General features: G+C 55.4%; 16 protein-coding genes and 1 tRNA gene. 10 read left to right on the forward strand and 7 right to left on the reverse strand.

Annotated features, from left to right (window positions below):
* Positions 1 to 112 precede the first annotated feature (112 nt).
* Positions 113 to 754: a translation initiation factor IF-3 gene (infC, locus tag WC612_08035; GenBank protein ID MFA6280715.1), complete on the reverse strand. Its 642-nt coding sequence runs from the start codon at positions 752 to 754 to the stop codon at positions 113 to 115.
* Positions 755 to 787: 33 nt separating this feature from the next.
* Positions 788 to 2,767 carry a threonine--tRNA ligase gene (thrS, locus tag WC612_08040; protein MFA6280716.1) on the reverse strand — a complete coding sequence of 660 codons (1,980 nt, stop codon included), beginning with the start codon at positions 2,765 to 2,767 and terminating at the stop codon, positions 788 to 790.
* Between the two features lie 86 nt (positions 2,768 to 2,853).
* On the opposite strand from thrS, the gene WC612_08045 reads away from it, so the two are divergent.
* Positions 2,854 to 3,123 (forward strand): BrnT family toxin, encoded by a 270-nt coding sequence (locus WC612_08045; protein MFA6280717.1) that lies wholly within the window; start codon positions 2,854 to 2,856, stop codon positions 3,121 to 3,123.
* Positions 3,107 to 3,388 (forward strand): BrnA antitoxin family protein, encoded by a 282-nt coding sequence (locus tag WC612_08050; protein MFA6280718.1) that lies wholly within the window; start codon positions 3,107 to 3,109, stop codon positions 3,386 to 3,388. The genes WC612_08045 and WC612_08050 overlap by 17 nt, the downstream gene beginning before the upstream one ends.
* Before the next feature lie 9 nt (positions 3,389 to 3,397).
* Here WC612_08050 and WC612_08055 read toward each other — a convergent pair whose 3' ends face one another.
* Positions 3,398 to 4,723 carry an alpha/beta fold hydrolase gene (locus WC612_08055; protein ID MFA6280719.1) on the reverse strand — a complete coding sequence of 442 codons (1,326 nt, stop codon included), beginning with the start codon at positions 4,721 to 4,723 and terminating at the stop codon, positions 3,398 to 3,400.
* The gene (gene mprF / locus WC612_08060) at positions 4,720 to 7,284 is read right to left on the reverse strand and encodes a bifunctional lysylphosphatidylglycerol flippase/synthetase MprF (protein ID MFA6280720.1); all 2,565 of its coding nucleotides are present in this window, start codon (positions 7,282 to 7,284) and stop codon (positions 4,720 to 4,722) included. Before mprF ends, WC612_08055 begins: the two co-directional genes overlap by 4 nt.
* 44 nt (positions 7,285 to 7,328) lie before the next feature.
* On the opposite strand from mprF, the gene WC612_08065 reads away from it, so the two are divergent.
* On the forward strand, positions 7,329 to 7,793 hold the full coding sequence (locus WC612_08065; protein ID MFA6280721.1) for a hypothetical protein: 465 nt from the start codon (positions 7,329 to 7,331) through the stop codon (positions 7,791 to 7,793).
* Between the two features lie 41 nt (positions 7,794 to 7,834).
* Here the strand turns inward: WC612_08065 and WC612_08070 are convergent.
* Positions 7,835 to 7,909: transfer RNA gene (locus tag WC612_08070), tRNA-Val, on the reverse strand.
* Between the two features lie 154 nt (positions 7,910 to 8,063).
* Here WC612_08070 and WC612_08075 point away from each other — a divergent pair.
* From WC612_08075 to WC612_08100, 6 genes are all read left to right on the forward strand, one after another.
* Entirely contained in the window at positions 8,064 to 8,510 is a 447-nt protein-coding gene (locus WC612_08075) for a GtrA family protein (protein MFA6280722.1), read from the forward strand.
* 89 nt (positions 8,511 to 8,599) lie between these two features.
* Positions 8,600 to 9,235 carry a hypothetical protein gene (locus WC612_08080; GenBank protein ID MFA6280723.1) on the forward strand — a complete coding sequence of 212 codons (636 nt, stop codon included), beginning with the start codon at positions 8,600 to 8,602 and terminating at the stop codon, positions 9,233 to 9,235.
* A gap of 77 nt (positions 9,236 to 9,312) precedes the next feature.
* Positions 9,313 to 11,898 carry an ATP-dependent chaperone ClpB gene (clpB, locus tag WC612_08085; protein ID MFA6280724.1) on the forward strand — a complete coding sequence of 862 codons (2,586 nt, stop codon included), beginning with the start codon at positions 9,313 to 9,315 and terminating at the stop codon, positions 11,896 to 11,898.
* Positions 11,899 to 11,908: 10 nt separating this feature from the next.
* On the forward strand, positions 11,909 to 13,144 hold the full coding sequence (locus tag WC612_08090) for a DNA adenine methylase (protein ID MFA6280725.1): 1,236 nt from the start codon (positions 11,909 to 11,911) through the stop codon (positions 13,142 to 13,144).
* A complete protein-coding gene (locus WC612_08095) occupies positions 13,141 to 13,959 on the forward strand; it encodes a manno-octulosonate cytidylyltransferase (protein MFA6280726.1) in 819 nt (272 codons plus the stop codon). Before WC612_08090 ends, WC612_08095 begins: the two co-directional genes overlap by 4 nt.
* Before the next feature lie 12 nt (positions 13,960 to 13,971).
* A complete protein-coding gene (locus WC612_08100) occupies positions 13,972 to 14,589 on the forward strand; it encodes a histidine phosphatase family protein (protein MFA6280727.1) in 618 nt (205 codons plus the stop codon).
* Between the two features lie 280 nt (positions 14,590 to 14,869).
* On the opposite strand, the gene WC612_08105 is transcribed toward WC612_08100, so the two are convergent.
* Positions 14,870 to 15,982, reverse strand: a complete 1,113-nt coding sequence (locus tag WC612_08105; GenBank protein ID MFA6280728.1) for a quinone-dependent dihydroorotate dehydrogenase — start codon at positions 15,980 to 15,982, stop codon at positions 14,870 to 14,872.
* Between the two features lie 56 nt (positions 15,983 to 16,038).
* On the reverse strand, positions 16,039 to 16,488 hold the full coding sequence (locus WC612_08110) for a nucleoside deaminase (GenBank protein ID MFA6280729.1): 450 nt from the start codon (positions 16,486 to 16,488) through the stop codon (positions 16,039 to 16,041).
* A 35-nt stretch (positions 16,489 to 16,523) separates the two neighbouring features.
* On the opposite strand from WC612_08110, the gene WC612_08115 reads away from it, so the two are divergent.
* Positions 16,524 to 17,315, forward strand: a complete 792-nt coding sequence (locus tag WC612_08115; protein ID MFA6280730.1) for a pseudouridine synthase — start codon at positions 16,524 to 16,526, stop codon at positions 17,313 to 17,315.
* Positions 17,316 to 17,442 lie beyond the last annotated feature (127 nt).

Consider the following 17,442-nt stretch of genomic DNA (forward strand, 5'->3'; position numbering starts at 1 on the left):
GCCACCGCCGAAGGCCTCACCGCCCACGCTGGCGCGGTGAAGGTGCGGATGGGGGCATAAAAAAAGGAAGCCGCTTGCGCGGCTTCCTTCCTAAACGCTAATCTCTGAACACTTACTTCGGCGCGATGATCATCACAATCTGACGGCCTTCGAAGCTGGGTTCGGACACGACCTTACCCACATCGTCCAAAAGCTCACGCACGCGCTTAAGCAAAGCCTGCGCGATGTCTTGGTGAGCCATCTCGCGGCCACGAAAACGCAAGGTGATCTTGACCTTGTCGCCCTCTTCCAAAAAGGTGCGCGAGTTTTTCATTTTGATGTTGAAGTCATGATCGTCGATCCCCGGACGGAGCTTGATTTCTTTCAGCTCAACGACCTTTTGCTTTTTGCGGGCTTCGGCGGCTTTCTTCTGCAGTTCGAAACGATATTTACCGTAATCGAGGATTTTACAGACGGGCGGCTCGGCTCCGGGCGAAATCTCGACAAGATCCAATCCTGTCTCTTCCGCTTTGGCCATAGCATCACGCACGCTCATAAGACCGAGCATTTCTCCGTCGCTATCGATGACACGAATTTGTTTGGCAATAATGGCTCCATTAACGCGGGGGCCTTCTTCTTTGTCGCGCCGGACGGGCCCTTCGGGGCGTGATCCGGATAAAGGTGGACGAGCGATGGACGTATCTCCTCTTTTGTTGATGCATAATAAACCATGCCTTAGGCGGCGCATGATGGTCAAAAAAAAGGGGGCTGGCAAGCCCCCTTTCCTTTAAAATCGACCCCAAACCCGTTATTTGCGCAATAAATCGGGCGGTGTGGCTTCTTTGACCAGTCTTTGGGTGGCCTCAATCAGCCCCACGACCTCCTGCGCTGGCCCATCCAGACGGCGAATAGCCACGCTTTGGCCCTCCGCTTCCTTCTTGCCAACCACCAGAATCGCAGGGATTTTCTGCAAAGAATGGTCGCGGATCTTAGAATTGATCTTCTCAGAGCGCAGATCGATCTGAACGCGCAGCCCTGCATCAAGGAGTTTTTTATAAACCTCCTCCGCATAGGCATAGGCATCATTCGTGATCGTGCAGATGACGACTTGGACAGGCGCCATCCAGAACGGGAACTTGCCTGCATAGTGTTCGACCAGCACGCCCATAAAGCGATGGAACGTGCCCAACGTTGCACGGTGCAGCATGACGGGACGATGCTTTTGACCATCTTCCGCAACATAGGCGATGTCGAGACGCTCTGGCAAAACGAAGTCGCATTGCAGCGTGCCGCATTGCCATTCGCGCCCGATGGCGTCGCGAAGATAAAACTCAATCTTCGGGCCATAGAACGCGCCGTCGCCTTCATTCAAATCGTATTCAAGCCCTGCGCCTTTCAGCGCTGCGTGCATCGCGCCTTCGGCTTTGTCCCACACCTCGTCCGAGCCGCCGCGCACATCAGGGCGCGTGGCAAGGCGAACGCGATGGATCGTGAAGCCCATATCCGTATAGGTTTCCTCCACCAGCTTACAAAACTGAAGGCTCTCGCCCATAATCTGCGCCTCGGTGCAGAAAATATGGCCGTCATCCTGCGTCATCTGGCGCACACGCAAAAGGCCGTGCATCGCGCCATGCGCTTCGTTGCGATGGCAGTTTCCAAACTCGGCCATACGAATGGGCAGATCGCGATAACTCTTGATCCCCTGCTTAAAGATTTGAGCGTGGCCCGGACAGTTCATCGGCTTAAGCCCCAGAACCTCATCGCGAGAGCCTTCCTCATCCGACTTGGCAATCTGCACCTTGAACATCTTGTCGCCATACATATCCCAATGGCCCGATGCCTTAAACAGTGAGCTATCGTAAAGCTGTGGCGTCTTGACCTCAATATAGCCCGTCGCATCCTGACGGCGGCGCATATAGGCCTCTAGGCAGCGATAAACCGCCCAGCCCTTTTGATGCCAGAAGACCGAGCCGGGCGCTTCGTCTTGGAAGTGATAGAGGTCAAGCTCACGCCCCAGTTTGCGATGATCGCGCTTTTCGGCTTCCTCGATCATCATCAGATAGGCTTCCAGCTCCTTATCATCGCGCCACGCCGTGCCATAGATGCGCTGCAAAACCGCGTTCTTGCTGTCGCCGCGCCAGTACGCGCCCGCGAGCTTCGTCAGCTTAAACGCCGTGCCAATCGTGCCCGTCGAAGGCAAGTGAGGCCCACGGCACAGATCGCCCCACGCGCCTTGCGTATAAAGCGTGATGGTTTGGTCTTCAGGAAGGTCGCGGATCAACTCAACCTTGTACTTTTCGCCCTTCGCTTCGAAATGCGCGATAGCGTCCGCGCGGCTCATCACCTTGCGTTCAAGCGGCGCATTGCGCTTCATAATCTCGCGCATTTTTTCTTCGATCTTCGGGAAATCCTCGGTCGAGAACGGCTCATCGCGCGCAAAGTCATAGTAAAAGCCGTTCTCAATCGACGGCCCGATGGTCACTTGCGTGCCGGGAAAAAGCTCCTGCACCGCTTCAGCCATCACATGAGAGGTATCGTGGCGGATCAGCTCAAGCGCCTCGGGCGATTTGCGCGTGATAATCTCAACCTTGCCGCTTGTCTCAAGCGTTCGCGCCAAATCCAGCGTCGTGCCGTTCAGTTTAACGGCAAGCGCCGCCTTGGCCAGACCGGCGCCGATGCTCGTCGCCAGCTCCAGCCCAGTAACGGGGGAGGGAAGTGACTTTACGCTACCGTCAGGCAGGGTAAAGGAAAGCGGCTCTTGCGCCGCTGTGGTTGCTAGGTTGCTCATGCTTTTATTATCAACATATTGCAGGGGCCGTTGGCAAGCCCGATTAGCACTTGACGGGGCGCTATTTATTGTATATACTACAATTCATGGAATTTGAGTGGAACGAGAATAAGAACGCGGCGAACATCGGACGTCACAAGATCAGCTTTGATGCTGTCTTTGACTTCGATTGGGCGCATGCGCTTATAACGGATCGCACAAGGCATGCGGATGGAGAGCCGCGCTTTGCGGCAATCGGCATTCTCTATGGGAAAATTTATACGATCATTTATACCCATCGCGAAGAGCGCCGCCGGATTATTAGCCTTCGTCGATCCAACAAACCTGAGGAGAAGGCCTATGACGAAATCCACTAGCTATAAGACTTATGACGACGATGCCCCTTTGACAAAGACCGAGTTGAGAAGGCTTCGTCCGGCCCGCGAAGTCGATCCTGAGTTGGTCGCGGCTCATAAGGCAGGAACGCTAAAGCGCGGGCGAGGACGCCCGCCCTCGTCCAACAAAACGCCCATCAGCATTCGGGTCGATAACGACGTGCTGGAATTCTTCAAGGCCAAAGGTGCGGGATGGCAAACGCGCATGGGGGATGCTCTACGCGCCTTCGTGGACGTGGCACGTTAAAAAAAGCGGCTAAGGACGTTGTTTGATCCGGTCGATCAGCTGCTGCGTCAGGCCTTGATAATCGCCGTCAAAGTGATGACCACCGGATAGTCCCAGCGTCTCGACCTGTGGCTGGTGAAGAGCGGGACACAGGCTCTCGGAATCATCATCATCGGCGTTTTCGCTCTGCCCATAAACGCAAAGGGTTTTAATCGAGGGGGGGATTTTCTTGATCTGTTCCTTGTTGTCGTAACGGGTGTCGCCGATGCCCACAAAACTGCCCGCCGTAATTTCAAACAACGCATAGCGCGTGAAGCCGAGCAGCCCCATGAACGAAACGTGGCTGGCCGTTTTCATCTGTGTAATCGCAAAAGGCAACAAGTCAGCGCCAAAGGAATAGCCGATCAGCGCAACGCGCCGCTTGTTCCACGCTTGCTGCGCCTCTGCCACAACGCGATCCAGCATGGCCGCCGTTTCAGCAGGCGTTTTTTCGTTCCAGAAATAGCGCAGGCTATCAATCCCGATGACAGCATAACCAGCCTTTTGCATTTTCTCGCCGATCTGGCGATCAATGTCGCGCCAACCGCCATCACCAGAAATCAGGATAACAAGCCAGTCATTATCCTCGGCAGGAAGATACTCAAGCGGCAAGTCTTTTAAGGCGTCAATGGCCTCTGCCTGTTTTTTGGCCTGAAGCTTTTTCAAGCCGTCATCGATAAAAGAACGCGCGTCGTCAGAGGCCTGAACAGGCCACGTCGAGGAATCCACCCCGCACCCTTCCTGCGCAGCCAGAAACAACCCCTCATCCGCCTTGACGACACCGCTTTTCGCCAAGCGATAGGCTTTATCTTGACGAACCATGCGAGAGCCCAGACACAGCAGTTTGGAAACAGCGGAGGCAGCGCAGAACTGAGGCGCTAGCGCCCCCTTATACGTTCCGGGAAGCGCTTGCAGCATGGTGGTCGCCGCCAAAATACCGCTATCGCCAAGACCAACGATAAGAGGACGGTGATACATCGGATGATCGGGCGTTTTTTGAAGATCCTGTGCAGCTTCCTCAATCAAGCCGGAAGGATAAACGCATTCCGCATCGGATCCCTTCGTGCTGGCTTCAAAGACTTTGGCGTCCAGTCCCAAGACGGCATAGCCCTCGTGCGCCAGATGCCGTGCCGTATGCGCGGTTTGTTCGTCCCAACCTGTTGAAGGAGACAGCACGGCAACAAACCCAATCGATGGGCCTTCGTCAGGCTTATAAAACCAGCTAGACCCAAAATAGGGGATTGTCACAGGCGTAGGAATTGACGCCCATGCGGGACTCGCCCAAAGAAGGAAAAGCAAAAAAAGAGATTTTCTCATTTTCTAAATAACCCTTTGATACCGCCCGCGATCAAGATGGCCACTTCAAGAAGGAGCGAGAGAACCGATCCGCCTGCAAACGCCAAATACCGTGGCCGCCAGACCGGATGATACTTGTTCTTAAAGGAATAGAGCCCTTTAAAGTTATAGAAACTTTCGCCATGGGTATAAATAAAAGCACCCCACCTTGTCCAGAGCGGCGCAAGGCGGTGCGATAAAAACCCGACCATGGGGGCCATGCCAAGGTTAAAATAGGCATAGCCTTGTTCCTTACCCCAAACCAGCATGCTCCCAAACAGAAAATCCATCGTTCCTTGCGGCGCGTCAACGGCGTGACGCATCAAATCAACGCTCAACTCTTGCTTTTCATCCAAAGCCCAAACATTGGCAAACGCCACGATGCGCCCTTGGTAGCGCACTACGGCAACGGGAAACTGCTCGATATAAGACGCACGATAAGCACCCAGCGAAAAAGTTTTCTCACGTGTTTTCTTTTCGGTCAGCCATTGATCGGAAATCGCGTGCAACGCTGGCTCAATCTGCGCGACGCCCTCCATAGGTACAATCTCAAACGTCAGGTTCTGGTGCTCGCCCCGTGTTAGGTTCTGGCGAATCTGCTTATAACGCCCACCCTCCAGCGTAAAATCTTTAAGGTCGAGGCGCGCTTCCTCGCCCAGCCGCGCAAACTGCATGCCGCTGTCAATATAATGGGTGAGATGCTTCGTCCCAACCTGATAAAAAGCCAGCCTGCGTTGGTGCCGGTCGGCCAACTCGCGCAGACGCCAAATCAGCGCCGGAAAACTTGTCGGATTACCGATGGGATCCCCCATGGCGATCAGACTACGATGCGTTTGCCCGAACATAATAAAGGCGTCATGATGGGGCGAAAACAGAAAGTGCTTATCCCCCGTCAGCGCCAAAAAAGCGTTCGTGGTTGAAGCCTGACGGGCAAGACGGCGCACAATTTCCATCTCCTCAGCGCTAGGGGGCGGAGCAAGAGGGCGAGACGGGCGGAAGAACTGATGCACGCCAACCGCAAAGGCCACGGCCACAACCACAAGCGTGCTGCGAAGCGAGCGCGAGGCATCGCCCTCAAGCCCCAAGGTGATTTTCCACCAGAGGTATTCGTCGTAATCGACTTGCTTATAGGCAAAGAACAAAAGCCAGACGATGATCGCCAGCGTTACCGCGATAAAGAGCCACCAGCCAAGACTAAGCTCCATCATGGAAATCTTGCTAGGCCGATAAAACGCGCGGCGTGAAAGAGCCACAAGGCAAAAGATAACCGCCATAAACGCGGCCTCTTCGTAGTCAAAGCCTTTGGTCAACGAAAAGAACAGTCCGCTCGCCAACAGCAAGAGCGCGGTGGGATAGGCGCTGTCATACCGATTATAGATGCCATGCGCGACAAAAAGCATCGCGAAGCCAACGACTGAGCCCATAAGATGCGAGCCTTCGATTAGCCCCATCGGAAAGTAATGAACCAACCATTCGATGCGGCCATCCGCCGCTGGCGTTGTTCCAGAAATCAAAAGGACAACACCGGAAAAGGCGACGAGAACGGCCAGTAAGGTCGGCAAAAAGGTTTTTGTCATCCACATAATGACGCGGGCGGGCAAGCTGACATTATCAGCAACATGCCGCACCACCGCTTTACCCTCGACCATCACGACAACAGCAGAGGCCACCACAAAAGGAAGCACATAGTACAAGACGCGATAGAGCAAAAGCGCGCCAAGCAGGCTTCCTGTCGGCATTTGATTACCTAGTCCGCCCAGCATCACGGCTTCGAAAACGCCTAGACCTCCGGGCACATGACTAATAAGCCCCAACCACAACGCCGCGCTAAAAAGGCTGATAAAGGCCAGAAACCCAAAGGCATGATCGGCAGGAAGTAAGAGATACGCCACAGCGCCCGTTGCCAAAATATCCACAAGACCCACGGCATATTGCGCCCACACAATGGACGATGAAGGCAGGGCTATTTTCCCCTCGCCCCACTGAACAAGCCGCCTTTTATGAACAAAACTTGGCAAAGCAAGACAAATCAACAGCAGACAAGCCCCAATCCATCGCGTTTCGGCCTCGCCAATTCCCAGCCAGTCAACAAACAGCCGCGTATCGAAAATAAGCCCCAGTGAGGCCGCGAGCGTAAGCCCCAACAAAAACGTCGCCGTGCAAAACAGGCTGATTTTCACCACGGCCTGACCCGACACACCAAGCGCCTTATAACAACGCAGCCTGACCGCGCCGCCACTTAAAAGGGCAAACCCAACAGCGTTGCTGATGGCGTTGGCCAACGCTGCCGTCGCGGCAATGGAAAGAAAGGGGACGTTCGCCTGCGCATAGCGGCAACCTAGAACGTCATAAAACACCAGCGCAGCATAACTGCACGCAACGCACAGCAGCGCCGTGCCAAGTTTCCACGCGGGCAAAGACAGGACGTAGTCCCAAATGTCGCGCGGCTGAACATCGCTCAATAATTGGTGCGCGGCATACAGGCACACACCGATAAAAACCAAGCGCAAAAGGATAAAAAGAGAAGAGGATGTTTTGCTCATGATATCCTGTCGCTGTTTAAATCACGCGACGATTTAACTTATAAATGAAGACCCTCTGGGCCACGACTATGCAGATCCAGATGAAAGCCATGCTCAGGATGGACATGGCTGCTCCCATCGTCGGGGCCGTCGTCGCCATCACTGGTGACATGGCTTCTCTGGCGCGAAAACGGGACGCAAAACCAACGGGCATTTGTTTTGTACGCAATGGACATAGGCAAACCGCCAAAAAACTCTACCGAAAGGCAGAACAAAGATATCGTACCAGAACGGGCATTGTTGTAAAGGGGGATTCGCTTAGCTACGCCACGCCCACGTCTTTTGGCGAAGCCAAAAGCGCAGAAAAACAGGCAAGGTCTTTTGGCGAAGCCAAAAGCGCAGAAAAACAGGCAAGGTCTTTTGGCGAAGCCAAAAGCGCAGAAAAACAGGCAAGGTCTTTTGGCGAAGCCAAAAACAGCCTATATGGCCACCAGTCCCCCTACGCTCCTTCGGAGCTTCGGCGGACATAAGATTTTCTAAAGCTCGGCTTTGCCTCGCCAAGAAAATCTAATGGTGGGCGCGACAGGGATTGAACCTGTGACCCCTACCATGTCAAGGTAGTGCTCTACCGCTGAGCTACGCGCCCGACCCAGCCAGAAGGACGACAAGAGCGTCCGGCGGATCAGAGCAGGCGATTTAGCATTATGAAGCGCCTCGCGCAAGCCTCCCCCACACCCAAAACGCAAAAAAATGAGAAAAAGACCTTTCTTGTGGGCCGAAAGATGACATAAGCTCTCCTTATGTCACTTTTCTGCTCTTTATCCCGTCTTTCGCGCCACCCCACAACCATCCAATTCCTGAAATTCGGGATTATTGGCCTGATCGGCTTTGTCGTTGATACGGCCTTTTTATATATCGGGATTGGGGCTTTGGGGCTGGGGCGCATTGCCGCAGGCTTTTTTGCCTTTCCCTTTGCTGTCACGGTGACATGGATAGGCAACCGCCTCTTCACCTTCCGCGATCATGAGCATGAGCCCATGGCGCAGCAGTGGGCAAAGTTCGCCGCCGTTTGCGCGGTGGGCATCGTGTTCAATCGCGGCACTTATACGCTGATGGTCAGCCTGATCCCCTTGGTCTATGCCTATCCCGTTTTGGGCCTTTTGGGCGGCACGGCGGCGGGTATGTTCTTTAATTTCTTCGCATCCAAACGGCTTGTTTTCGGTCAAAAAACAGCACCCAAGCGATAGATTTTATTTGCTTTCACCCCCTTAAAACATATAATTCCCCCTATATTGCCAAGCAATATCAATCATTTCAAGCAATGGGAATAATGGTCATGACAATAGATGAAACACGTTCATCGGGCTCCCCCTATCGAAAATCCATCATGGGCTATGATTTCAGAGCAGCAGCAGAAATGTCAAAAGAGAGGACGCGCCTTCAAACTGCGCTTGCCGTGCGCGAGGCCGCCGCCGCCAAGCTCACAAAAAAAGAAGAGAAATACGATTTTATCGATAATAACATCGATAAGCCCATCATCATTGTCCCCCTCTCTCTATCAATCATTATAACCTCTTATGCCTATGGTTCTAAAAAGCCGCTTTTAGGCGTCCTCGGCATTCTCTTTCCGACGGCTTTGTACATGGCCGACCTTTATATGACGAAGAAAAAACAGGTTCTCTTTAAAGAAAGAGCGCCGATACAGGAAAATATCCAAAAAATAAGGGCGGCGGCAAACGACACCAACGCCTCACTGAAATCTGTAAAAACGGAATGTCGTGAGCGCCTTCTGGCCATGCGGGAGGAGCGCTATAAAGTCCTGCCTCAATCCATAAAGGACAAGATGGCCGACAAAATCCCTTTGAGCAAAGTAGAGAAAAACGCAATCCTCAGCGTTTCAAGAAATTACAACGAAAGCTGCGGCGGCTGCCTTCCAAGATATCGGCCTCGACCTTCAACAAACACCTTCTAAACGAAGCCCCGCCCCTTCCCCCTTGTAATTCCCCTGCCGCACCCTACATACTGTGTAGGCATTAGGGAGGACGCGGCATGGATCTTTCAAAATATACCGAGCGGGCGCAGGGCTTTATGCAAAACGCGCAGATGGAGGCCTTAAAACGCCAGCATCAACGCCTTTTGCCTGAACACATGCTTAAAGTCCTGATGGACGATACGGAAGGCATGGCCGCCGCGCTGATCAAGGCCACGGGCGGCGACGCGAAACGCGTGAAGGACGCGACGCTTGCGGCGCTCGATTCCCTACCCAAAGTCTATGCCTCTGGCAACGCGGATCAACTTCACCTCTCTGCCGAATTCGCCCGCGCTTTGGGGACAGCCGAAGAATTAGCGCACAAGGCGGGCGATAGCTTTGTGACGGCTGAGCGCCTGTTGCAGGCGCTTGCTATGGCGAGTGGCTCTGCCGCGCAAAAGATTTTGGCCGAGGCGGGAGTCACACCCGAAAAGCTCAACCAAGCCATCAACGATCTTCGCAAGGGTCGCACTGCCGACAGTGCTGGCGCGGAAGCCGGTTACGATGCGCTGAAGAAATACGCCCGCGATCTGACGCAGGCTGCGAAGGAAGGCAAGCTTGACCCCGTCATCGGGCGCGATGAGGAAATCCGCCGTGCCGTGCAAGTTTTGGCAAGGCGCACGAAAAATAACCCCGTTCTGATTGGAGAGCCCGGTGTGGGCAAGACCGCGATCATCGAAGGTCTCGCGCAACGCATCTTTAAGGGCGACGTGCCAGAGGGACTGAAGAACAAGCGCGTTCTGTCACTCGACCTTGGTTCCCTGATCGCGGGCGCGAAGTATCGCGGCGAGTTTGAAGAGCGCCTGAAGGCGGTTTTAAGCGAGATTACGGCGGCGGCGGGCGAGGTCATCATCTTTATCGATGAGCTTCACCTTCTGGTCGGCGCTGGCAAAACGGAAGGCGCGATGGACGCGTCCAACATGCTTAAGCCCGCTTTGGCGCGAGGCGAGCTTCACTGCATCGGCGCGACGACGCTGGACGAATACCGCAAGGACATTGAAAAGGACGCCGCCCTCGCTCGACGCTTCCAGCCCATTTTCGTCAATCAGCCGAGCGTGGAGGACACCATCTCTATCCTGCGCGGGCTCAAGGAAAAGTATGAGCTTCACCACGGCGTGCGAATAACGGACGGCGCGATTGTCGCCGCCGCGACGCTATCGAACCGCTATATCACCGACCGCTTCCTGCCCGATAAAGCCATTGATCTGATTGATGAAGCGGCGGCGCGGCTGCGCATGGAAGTGGATAGCAAACCCGAGGAAATCGATGAGATCGACCGCCGGATTATCCAGCTGAAGATTGAGCAAGCGGCGCTTAAAAAGGAAACGGATGCCGCCAGCACGGCTCGCCTTGTCAAATTAGAAGGCGAGCTTGTGGGACTGGAGGAAGAGTCGAGCAATCTGACCACACGCTGGCAGAACGAAAAAAGCCAGCTGAACAGCGCCCAGAAAATTAAGGAGCGTATCGAAGCCCTGCGCACCGAACTAGAGGCCGCGCAACGCAAGGGCGATTACACCCGCGCGGGCGAGCTAACCTATGGCGTGATCCCCGACCTTGAAAAACAGCTTCAAACCGCGCAAAACCAAGACGAAAGCGCGATGATCAATGAGGTGGTGAAGGACGAAGATATCGCCGCCATCGTGAGCCGTTGGACAGGCATTCCCGTGGATCGCATGATGCAAGGCGAGCGCGAAAAACTGCTGGCCATGGAAAGTCATTTGCGCCGCCGCGTGATCGGTCAGGACGAAGCCATCGTGGCCGTGTCGAACGCCGTACGCCGCGCACGCGCAGGCCTGCAAGATCCCAATCGCCCTATGGGCTCCTTTTTGTTCTTGGGGCCGACGGGCGTGGGCAAGACCGAGCTGACTAAAACGCTGGCCGCCTTTTTGTTCGATGATGAGACGGCGATGCAACGCATCGATATGTCGGAATACATGGAAAAGCACGCCGTGGCGCGGCTGATCGGCGCGCCTCCGGGTTACGTTGGTTATGAAGAAGGTGGGGCGCTCACCGAGGCCGTTCGCCGCCGTCCCTATCAAGTCATCTTATTCGACGAGGTTGAAAAAGCGCACCCCGACGTGTTCAACATCTTGCTGCAAGTGCTGGATGATGGACGTCTGACGGACGGGCAAGGCCGCACCATCGATTTCCGCAACACACTGATCATTTTAACCTCGAACCTTGGCGCGGACATCATCGCCGCTGATGCGGGCGATGAGCTTTCGCCCACCACACGCAGCGAGGTCATGGAAAGCGTCAAGCATCATTTCCGGCCAGAGTTCCTTAACCGCCTTGATGAAATCCTGCTCTTCCGCCGCCTGAGCCGCAAGGACATGACGACGATTGTGGATGTGCAGATCGCGCATTTGCAAAAGCTTTTGGCCGCGCATAGCATCACGCTATCCGTGGGCGCGGATGCGTTGGGATGGCTGGCCGACGCGGGCTATGACCCCATCTATGGCGCAAGGCCCCTTAAGCGCGTGATCCAGCGCGAGCTGCAAAACAAGCTGGCCGAAGAGTTTTTGGCGGGCCGGATCAAGGAAGGCAGCCACGTCACGGCGAACGCCTCTGGCAAAGGGATAGCCTTTACCGCCAAAGGGGCGTAAAACCCTCTTTATGAAATGGGCAGCTGCGCAACATTCCGCCAACACGACTGATGAGTATTTGTTTCATCAGTTGATCCCCTATATCGGGAACAAGCGCAAGCTGCTGGGTCTGATCCATGAGGCGATAACGGCGGCTGGTGCGACCCCCGACACCCACGACTTTGTCGATCTGTTCGCGGGCACGGGCGTGGTCAGCCGCTATGCCCGCAGCTTGGGCTTTCGCGCCATCGCGAACGATTGGGAGCCTTATGCGCAAGAGCTAAACCGCTGCGCGATTGAAACGTCCGCGCCGCCGGTATTCTTTGGCAAGCGCTCTTACGAAAGCGTTTTGGAAGAACTAAACGCCCTGCCGCCCCGCGAAGATTGGGTCACGCAGCATTTATGCCCCCGCGATGACGAGTCCTTTGACAGTGAAAAAGACCGCTTGTTCTTCATGCGTAAAAACGGCCTTCGCATTGATGCGATCCGCCATCAAATCGACGTGTGGGAAAAGAAAGGCGATCTGGACCCGCGCCAACGTGCGGCGCTGCTTGCGCCCCTCCTTTACCAGTGCTGCTACAACAGCAATACCAGCGGCGTGTTCAAAGGCTTTCACAATGGCTGGGGCGGCCAGACGAAAACCGCACTTTACCGCATTATGGGCGATGTGGCGCTACGCCCTGCCCTCTTCCACGATAACGGCCATCAAAGCCTTGCGCTGCGCCTTGACGCGCAGACGCTGGCGGAAACACTGGACGCCTACGCACCACCGAACCGTGCGTTCGTTTACCTTGATCCGCCCTATAATCAGCATCCCTATGGCTCGAACTATCATGTTTTGAACAGTGTTGCCTTATGGGACAAACCCACCCTGCCCCCACAAATCACGGCGCGGGGCGATAAGGCCGCTATTCGCACCGACTGGCGGACAGAGCGCCGCAGCGCCTATAACCACAAGCGCGAGGCCACCGCCGCCTATCACACTTTGCTTCAAACGCTGCAAGCGCCATGGATCGCGACAAGCTATAGCACCGACGGGATGATCCCCTTGCGCGAGATGATCCGCGCGAATGTCGAGCGCGGCGACGTGCAGGTCTTCACGCGCCCCTACAAGCGCTATCGCGTCAGCAGCCAACGCGCCTCGCCGCGCCCCATGAACATCGAATATATCCTGTTAACCCAAACGGGGGTCAAACCTCGCCTTTCCATTGACGCGCTGGTCGAAACAATCCTAAAATTGGAAAAAGAGATGTTGGAGACATCATGAACACCCTGATCATCATTCCCGCCCGCTATGGCTCGACGCGCTTGCCCGGCAAGCCGCTGGCCATGATCGCAGGTCAGACGCTTCTGTCGCGCGTTGTGCGCTGCGCCCGTGCGGCAGTGCGTGAGGAGCCTTCACGAGCAAGCTTCGTCGTTGCCACGGATGATGAGCGGATTGGTCGCCATGCCGAGGAAATCGGTGCGCCGTGGGTCATGACACCCGCCACTTGTGCCACGGGAACCGACCGCGCCCGCGAAGCCTTTATCAAAATGAAATCCGAGGCCGACTTTATCATCAATCTACAAGGCGACTCGCCCTTTACGCCGCCCGCGTTTCTGACGGCCATGATCCGCTCCTTCTCTGGCCAGCCATGCGATCTTGTCACGCCCGTCGTGCAGATGACGTGGGCGCAGCTGGATCAACTGCGCGAGGAGAAAAAGACGACGCCCTTTACCGGCACAACGGCTCTCTTTGACGAAAAGACAGGCCGCGCCCACTGGTTTTCAAAAAACATCCTGCCCGCTATTCGCAAAGAGGTCGCCTTGCGTGAAGCCTCGATTCTATCGCCCGTTTGGCGACATATAGGGCTTTACGGCTATAGCCGGATGATGCTGGGCCTTTTCGCGGGCCTTCCCGAAGGCCGCTATGAGGCGCTTGAGGGTTTGGAGCAACTGCGCGTGATTGAGAACGGCTATACCATCCGCTGCGTTCCTGTGCAGACGGGCGGCGACAAGTTTATGTCGGGGATCGACAGCCCCGAGGACATCGTCCGCGCCGAAGCCCTTATCGCCGCGCAAGGCGAGCCTTTTTCCGACTAAGGAACCTTTCCTATGCCTCAGCTTCTTTTAATGCGCCATGGCAACACGTTTAAGGCGGGCGAGACTCCGCGATGGGTTGGCGGCCCCACCGATATGCCGCTTACAGAAGCCGGCGAAGCGCAGGCCCACGCTTTGGCATCCATGATCGCCACGCACTATGTGCCGCTTAGCGCCATCATCGCGGGGCCTTTAAAGCGTACAAAGCGTATGGCCGAAATTATCGCCGAAAAAACGATAGGCCTTTTCACTGTCGATGAACGCCTTTGTGAAATCAACTATGGCCTGTGGGAAAACAAGTCAAACGACGAGATCAAGGCGCTCTATGGCGAAGAAATTTTAAAAGCATGGGAACAAGAAGGCGTCTGGCCAGAGGAGATGAACTGGGCCCCATCCAAAGCAAAGCTGGAGCATAATATCGCGGCGCTTTTGGAAGAGCAGCATAAAAACCTGCTGACTCCCGAAACGCACAACCGCGCCCTTGTCACCAGCAACGGCATCCTGCGCTTTGTGTATCAAGCCCTCACGGGCAAGCCGCCCTCGCCCGAGGCCAAAGTCAAGACAGGACATTATTGCGTCCTTGCCCCCACGGCGGAAGGCTGGACGATTGAGGCATGGAACAAAGCGCCTTAGAAGAGTGACTTAAGGCTAGAGTTTATGGAGCCCCTCCCTTCGTCATCCCGCACGCAGCCCTGCTGCCGCAAAGCGGCGGCGGGGCGAAGATGCGGGACCCAGCCTGCCTTGCCGAAGCTGCGAAGCAGCGTAGGCAGGTTGAAAGCTTTTTCTCTTCCGTAAAATCACAGCTTCGTCCCCAGTCCTCTGGGTCCCGCATCACGCACTCGGCACAGCCTCGTGCTGTGCGGGATGACGAGATGAGAGTACGGGGATGATGGGATTTCCTGATCCCACGTTTCTACCGGTGATCCGCGCCAACAGCGTCAGCAACGGAGGCAAATCCATCGCGGCGCAGATAACGCGCCAGATCATGCTTCATCTTCTGAATCACAAGCGGCCCTTCGAACACCAGCGCGGTGTAAACCTGCACCAGCGACGCACCCGCCCGTATTTTCAGATACGCATCCTTGCCGTTTGAAATGCCACCCGACCCGATCAGTGGCACTTTGCCTTTCGTCAATTTGTACATGGCCGCCAAAAGCCGTGTCGAAGGGCCAAAGAGCGGCGGCCCCGACAGGCCGCCCGCTTCATGGGCAATATCATCAGGAATCGTGCTGGGTCGCGCAAGCGTCGTGTTGCTGACGATCAGCGCCTGAATCTTCGCCTCATTCACCACGGCGGCGATATCGGCTTGCTGCTCCTCGGTTAAATCGGGGGCGACCTTGACCAGAACCGGCAAGGCGGGCGCAATCTTATCGCGCATGTCCGTAATCTTGCCCAAAAGCGCCGTCATGCGCTCACGGCTTTGCAGATCGCGAAGACCCGGTGTGTTGGGCGAGGAGATATTCACGACGACAAAATCGGCGTATGGCGCGACTTTTTCAAGGCCCGCCAGATAATCGACGACATCGTCCGTCGTTTCCTTGTTTTTACCGATGTTAATGCCGACGGGGTTGTGGGTTCTGTCTTCCTTCTCGCGCCATGCCTTCATGCGCTCGGCAACCACATCGGCGCCAACGCTGTTAAAACCAAAGCGATTGATAAGGGACTTGGCGTGCGCGATGCGGAACATGCGCGGGCGCGGGTTGCCGCCTTGAGGCTTGGGTGTCACGGTTCCAATCTCAACCGAGCCAAAACCGAAGCCCATAAACTCATCGATGCGCGTTGCCTGCTTATCAAGGCCCGCCGCAAGGCAGATGGGGTTGGGGAAATCGACGCCAAAAACCTTTGTTTTAAGAACCGCGTCATCCTCGCCAAAGAACTGCGGGCCAAGGCCATAGCCCAAAACCTTCATGGTCAGATTATGCGCGTCTTCGGGATCCATCATAAACAAAAAGGGGCGCACGAGAGGGTACGGATCGCCATATTTAGCAAACCATTTCCACATGTCCAGTTTTCTAAAATCGATCATCTTACCCCCCTGTTTAGAAAGGACAAGATATCACAAGGTTTTTCGCTTGGCACGCCTTAAAACGTGCGTTTTGGCTTGAAAAAAGCCTTTAAAAGCCCCGCAGCCTTGGTTTCTTCGACCCCGCCGATGACTTCGGGGGCATGGTGGCAGGTGGGCTGGGCGAAAAAGCGCCCGCCATGCTCAATCCCGCCGCCCTTAGGGTCATAGGCCCCGAAAACGACCCGCCGGAGCCGCGCAAAGCTGATCGCCGCCGCGCACATGGCGCAAGGCTCTAACGTCACATACAGATCACATTCCGGCAGCCTTGGCGAGGCGCTAAGGCTCGCGGCAGCGCGGATCACCAGCATTTCCGCATGAGCCGTGGGATCCTCTAATTCCTCTGCCCTATTGCCATTTTGGGCCAAAATCTCGCCCTTGCTATTAACCAAGACCGCGCCAACGGGAACCTCCCCCCGCGCGGCGGCGGCGACGGCTTCCTCAAGAGCAATTTTCATAAAATCAGGCATGGGCAAACACTCTTTAGTTTTGTACACTTGCCATTATGACAGATAGTACAAAACCGACAAAAGAAAAAGCCGCCGAGGGAAAAACCTTTGAAGGCGAACGTATTGCTAAAGTTCTGGCTCGTGCGGGCGTCGCCTCGCGCCGCGAGGTTGAGCGTATGATCGAAGAGGGCCGCATCAGCGTGGACGGGAAAAAGATAACATCGCCCGCCCTGAACGTAACGGACGCCAACGTGATCAAGCTGGATGGCGTTCTTGTCGGCGCGGCGCAGGATACGCGCGTCTGGCGCTATCACAAGCCCGCTGGCACGCTGACCACCAACAAAGACCCGCAAGGCCGCGCAACGGTTTTTGAAAAGCTACCGCCGGAAATGCCACGCGTCGTCAGCGTCGGCAGACTGGATTATAACACCGAAGGCCTTCTCCTTCTCACCAACGATGGGGAGCTGGCACGGCATCTTGAGCTTCCGCAAAACGCGTGGCTGCGTCACTATCGCGTGCGGGTCTATGGCGGAGCCGATGCCAAGAAACTGAAGGCGTTGGCGGACGGCGTGACGATTGACGGCCTACGCTATGACTCGATCAAAGCCGAGATTGAGGCCGAACAATCCGAAGGCGCAAACCAATGGCTTTCCGTCACGATTAAGGAAGGCAAGAACCGTGAGGTTCGCAAGGTGATGGAACATTGCGATTTGCAAGTCACGCGCCTGATCCGCGTTTCGTTTGGACCCTTTCAACTGGGTAAACTGTCGCGCGGCGCGATTGAGGAAGTCCCCGCCCGTGTCCTGCGCGAGTCTTTGGGCAAATTTTTCGAAGCGAAGAAGAAATAAAAGCAGCCTAGCAATTGAAGGGTTGGTTCCATTTTTCACCGACAGCTGCGCAGATTTACCTTCCCCCTTGCGGGGAAGGAAGCGAAAACTCGGACTTACCAAGTAAGTCCTTAGTTTTCGCAGAAAG

This window comes from Bdellovibrionales bacterium (assembly GCA_041662785.1).
Lineage (GTDB): Bacteria > Pseudomonadota > Alphaproteobacteria > UBA9219 > UBA9219 > UBA8914.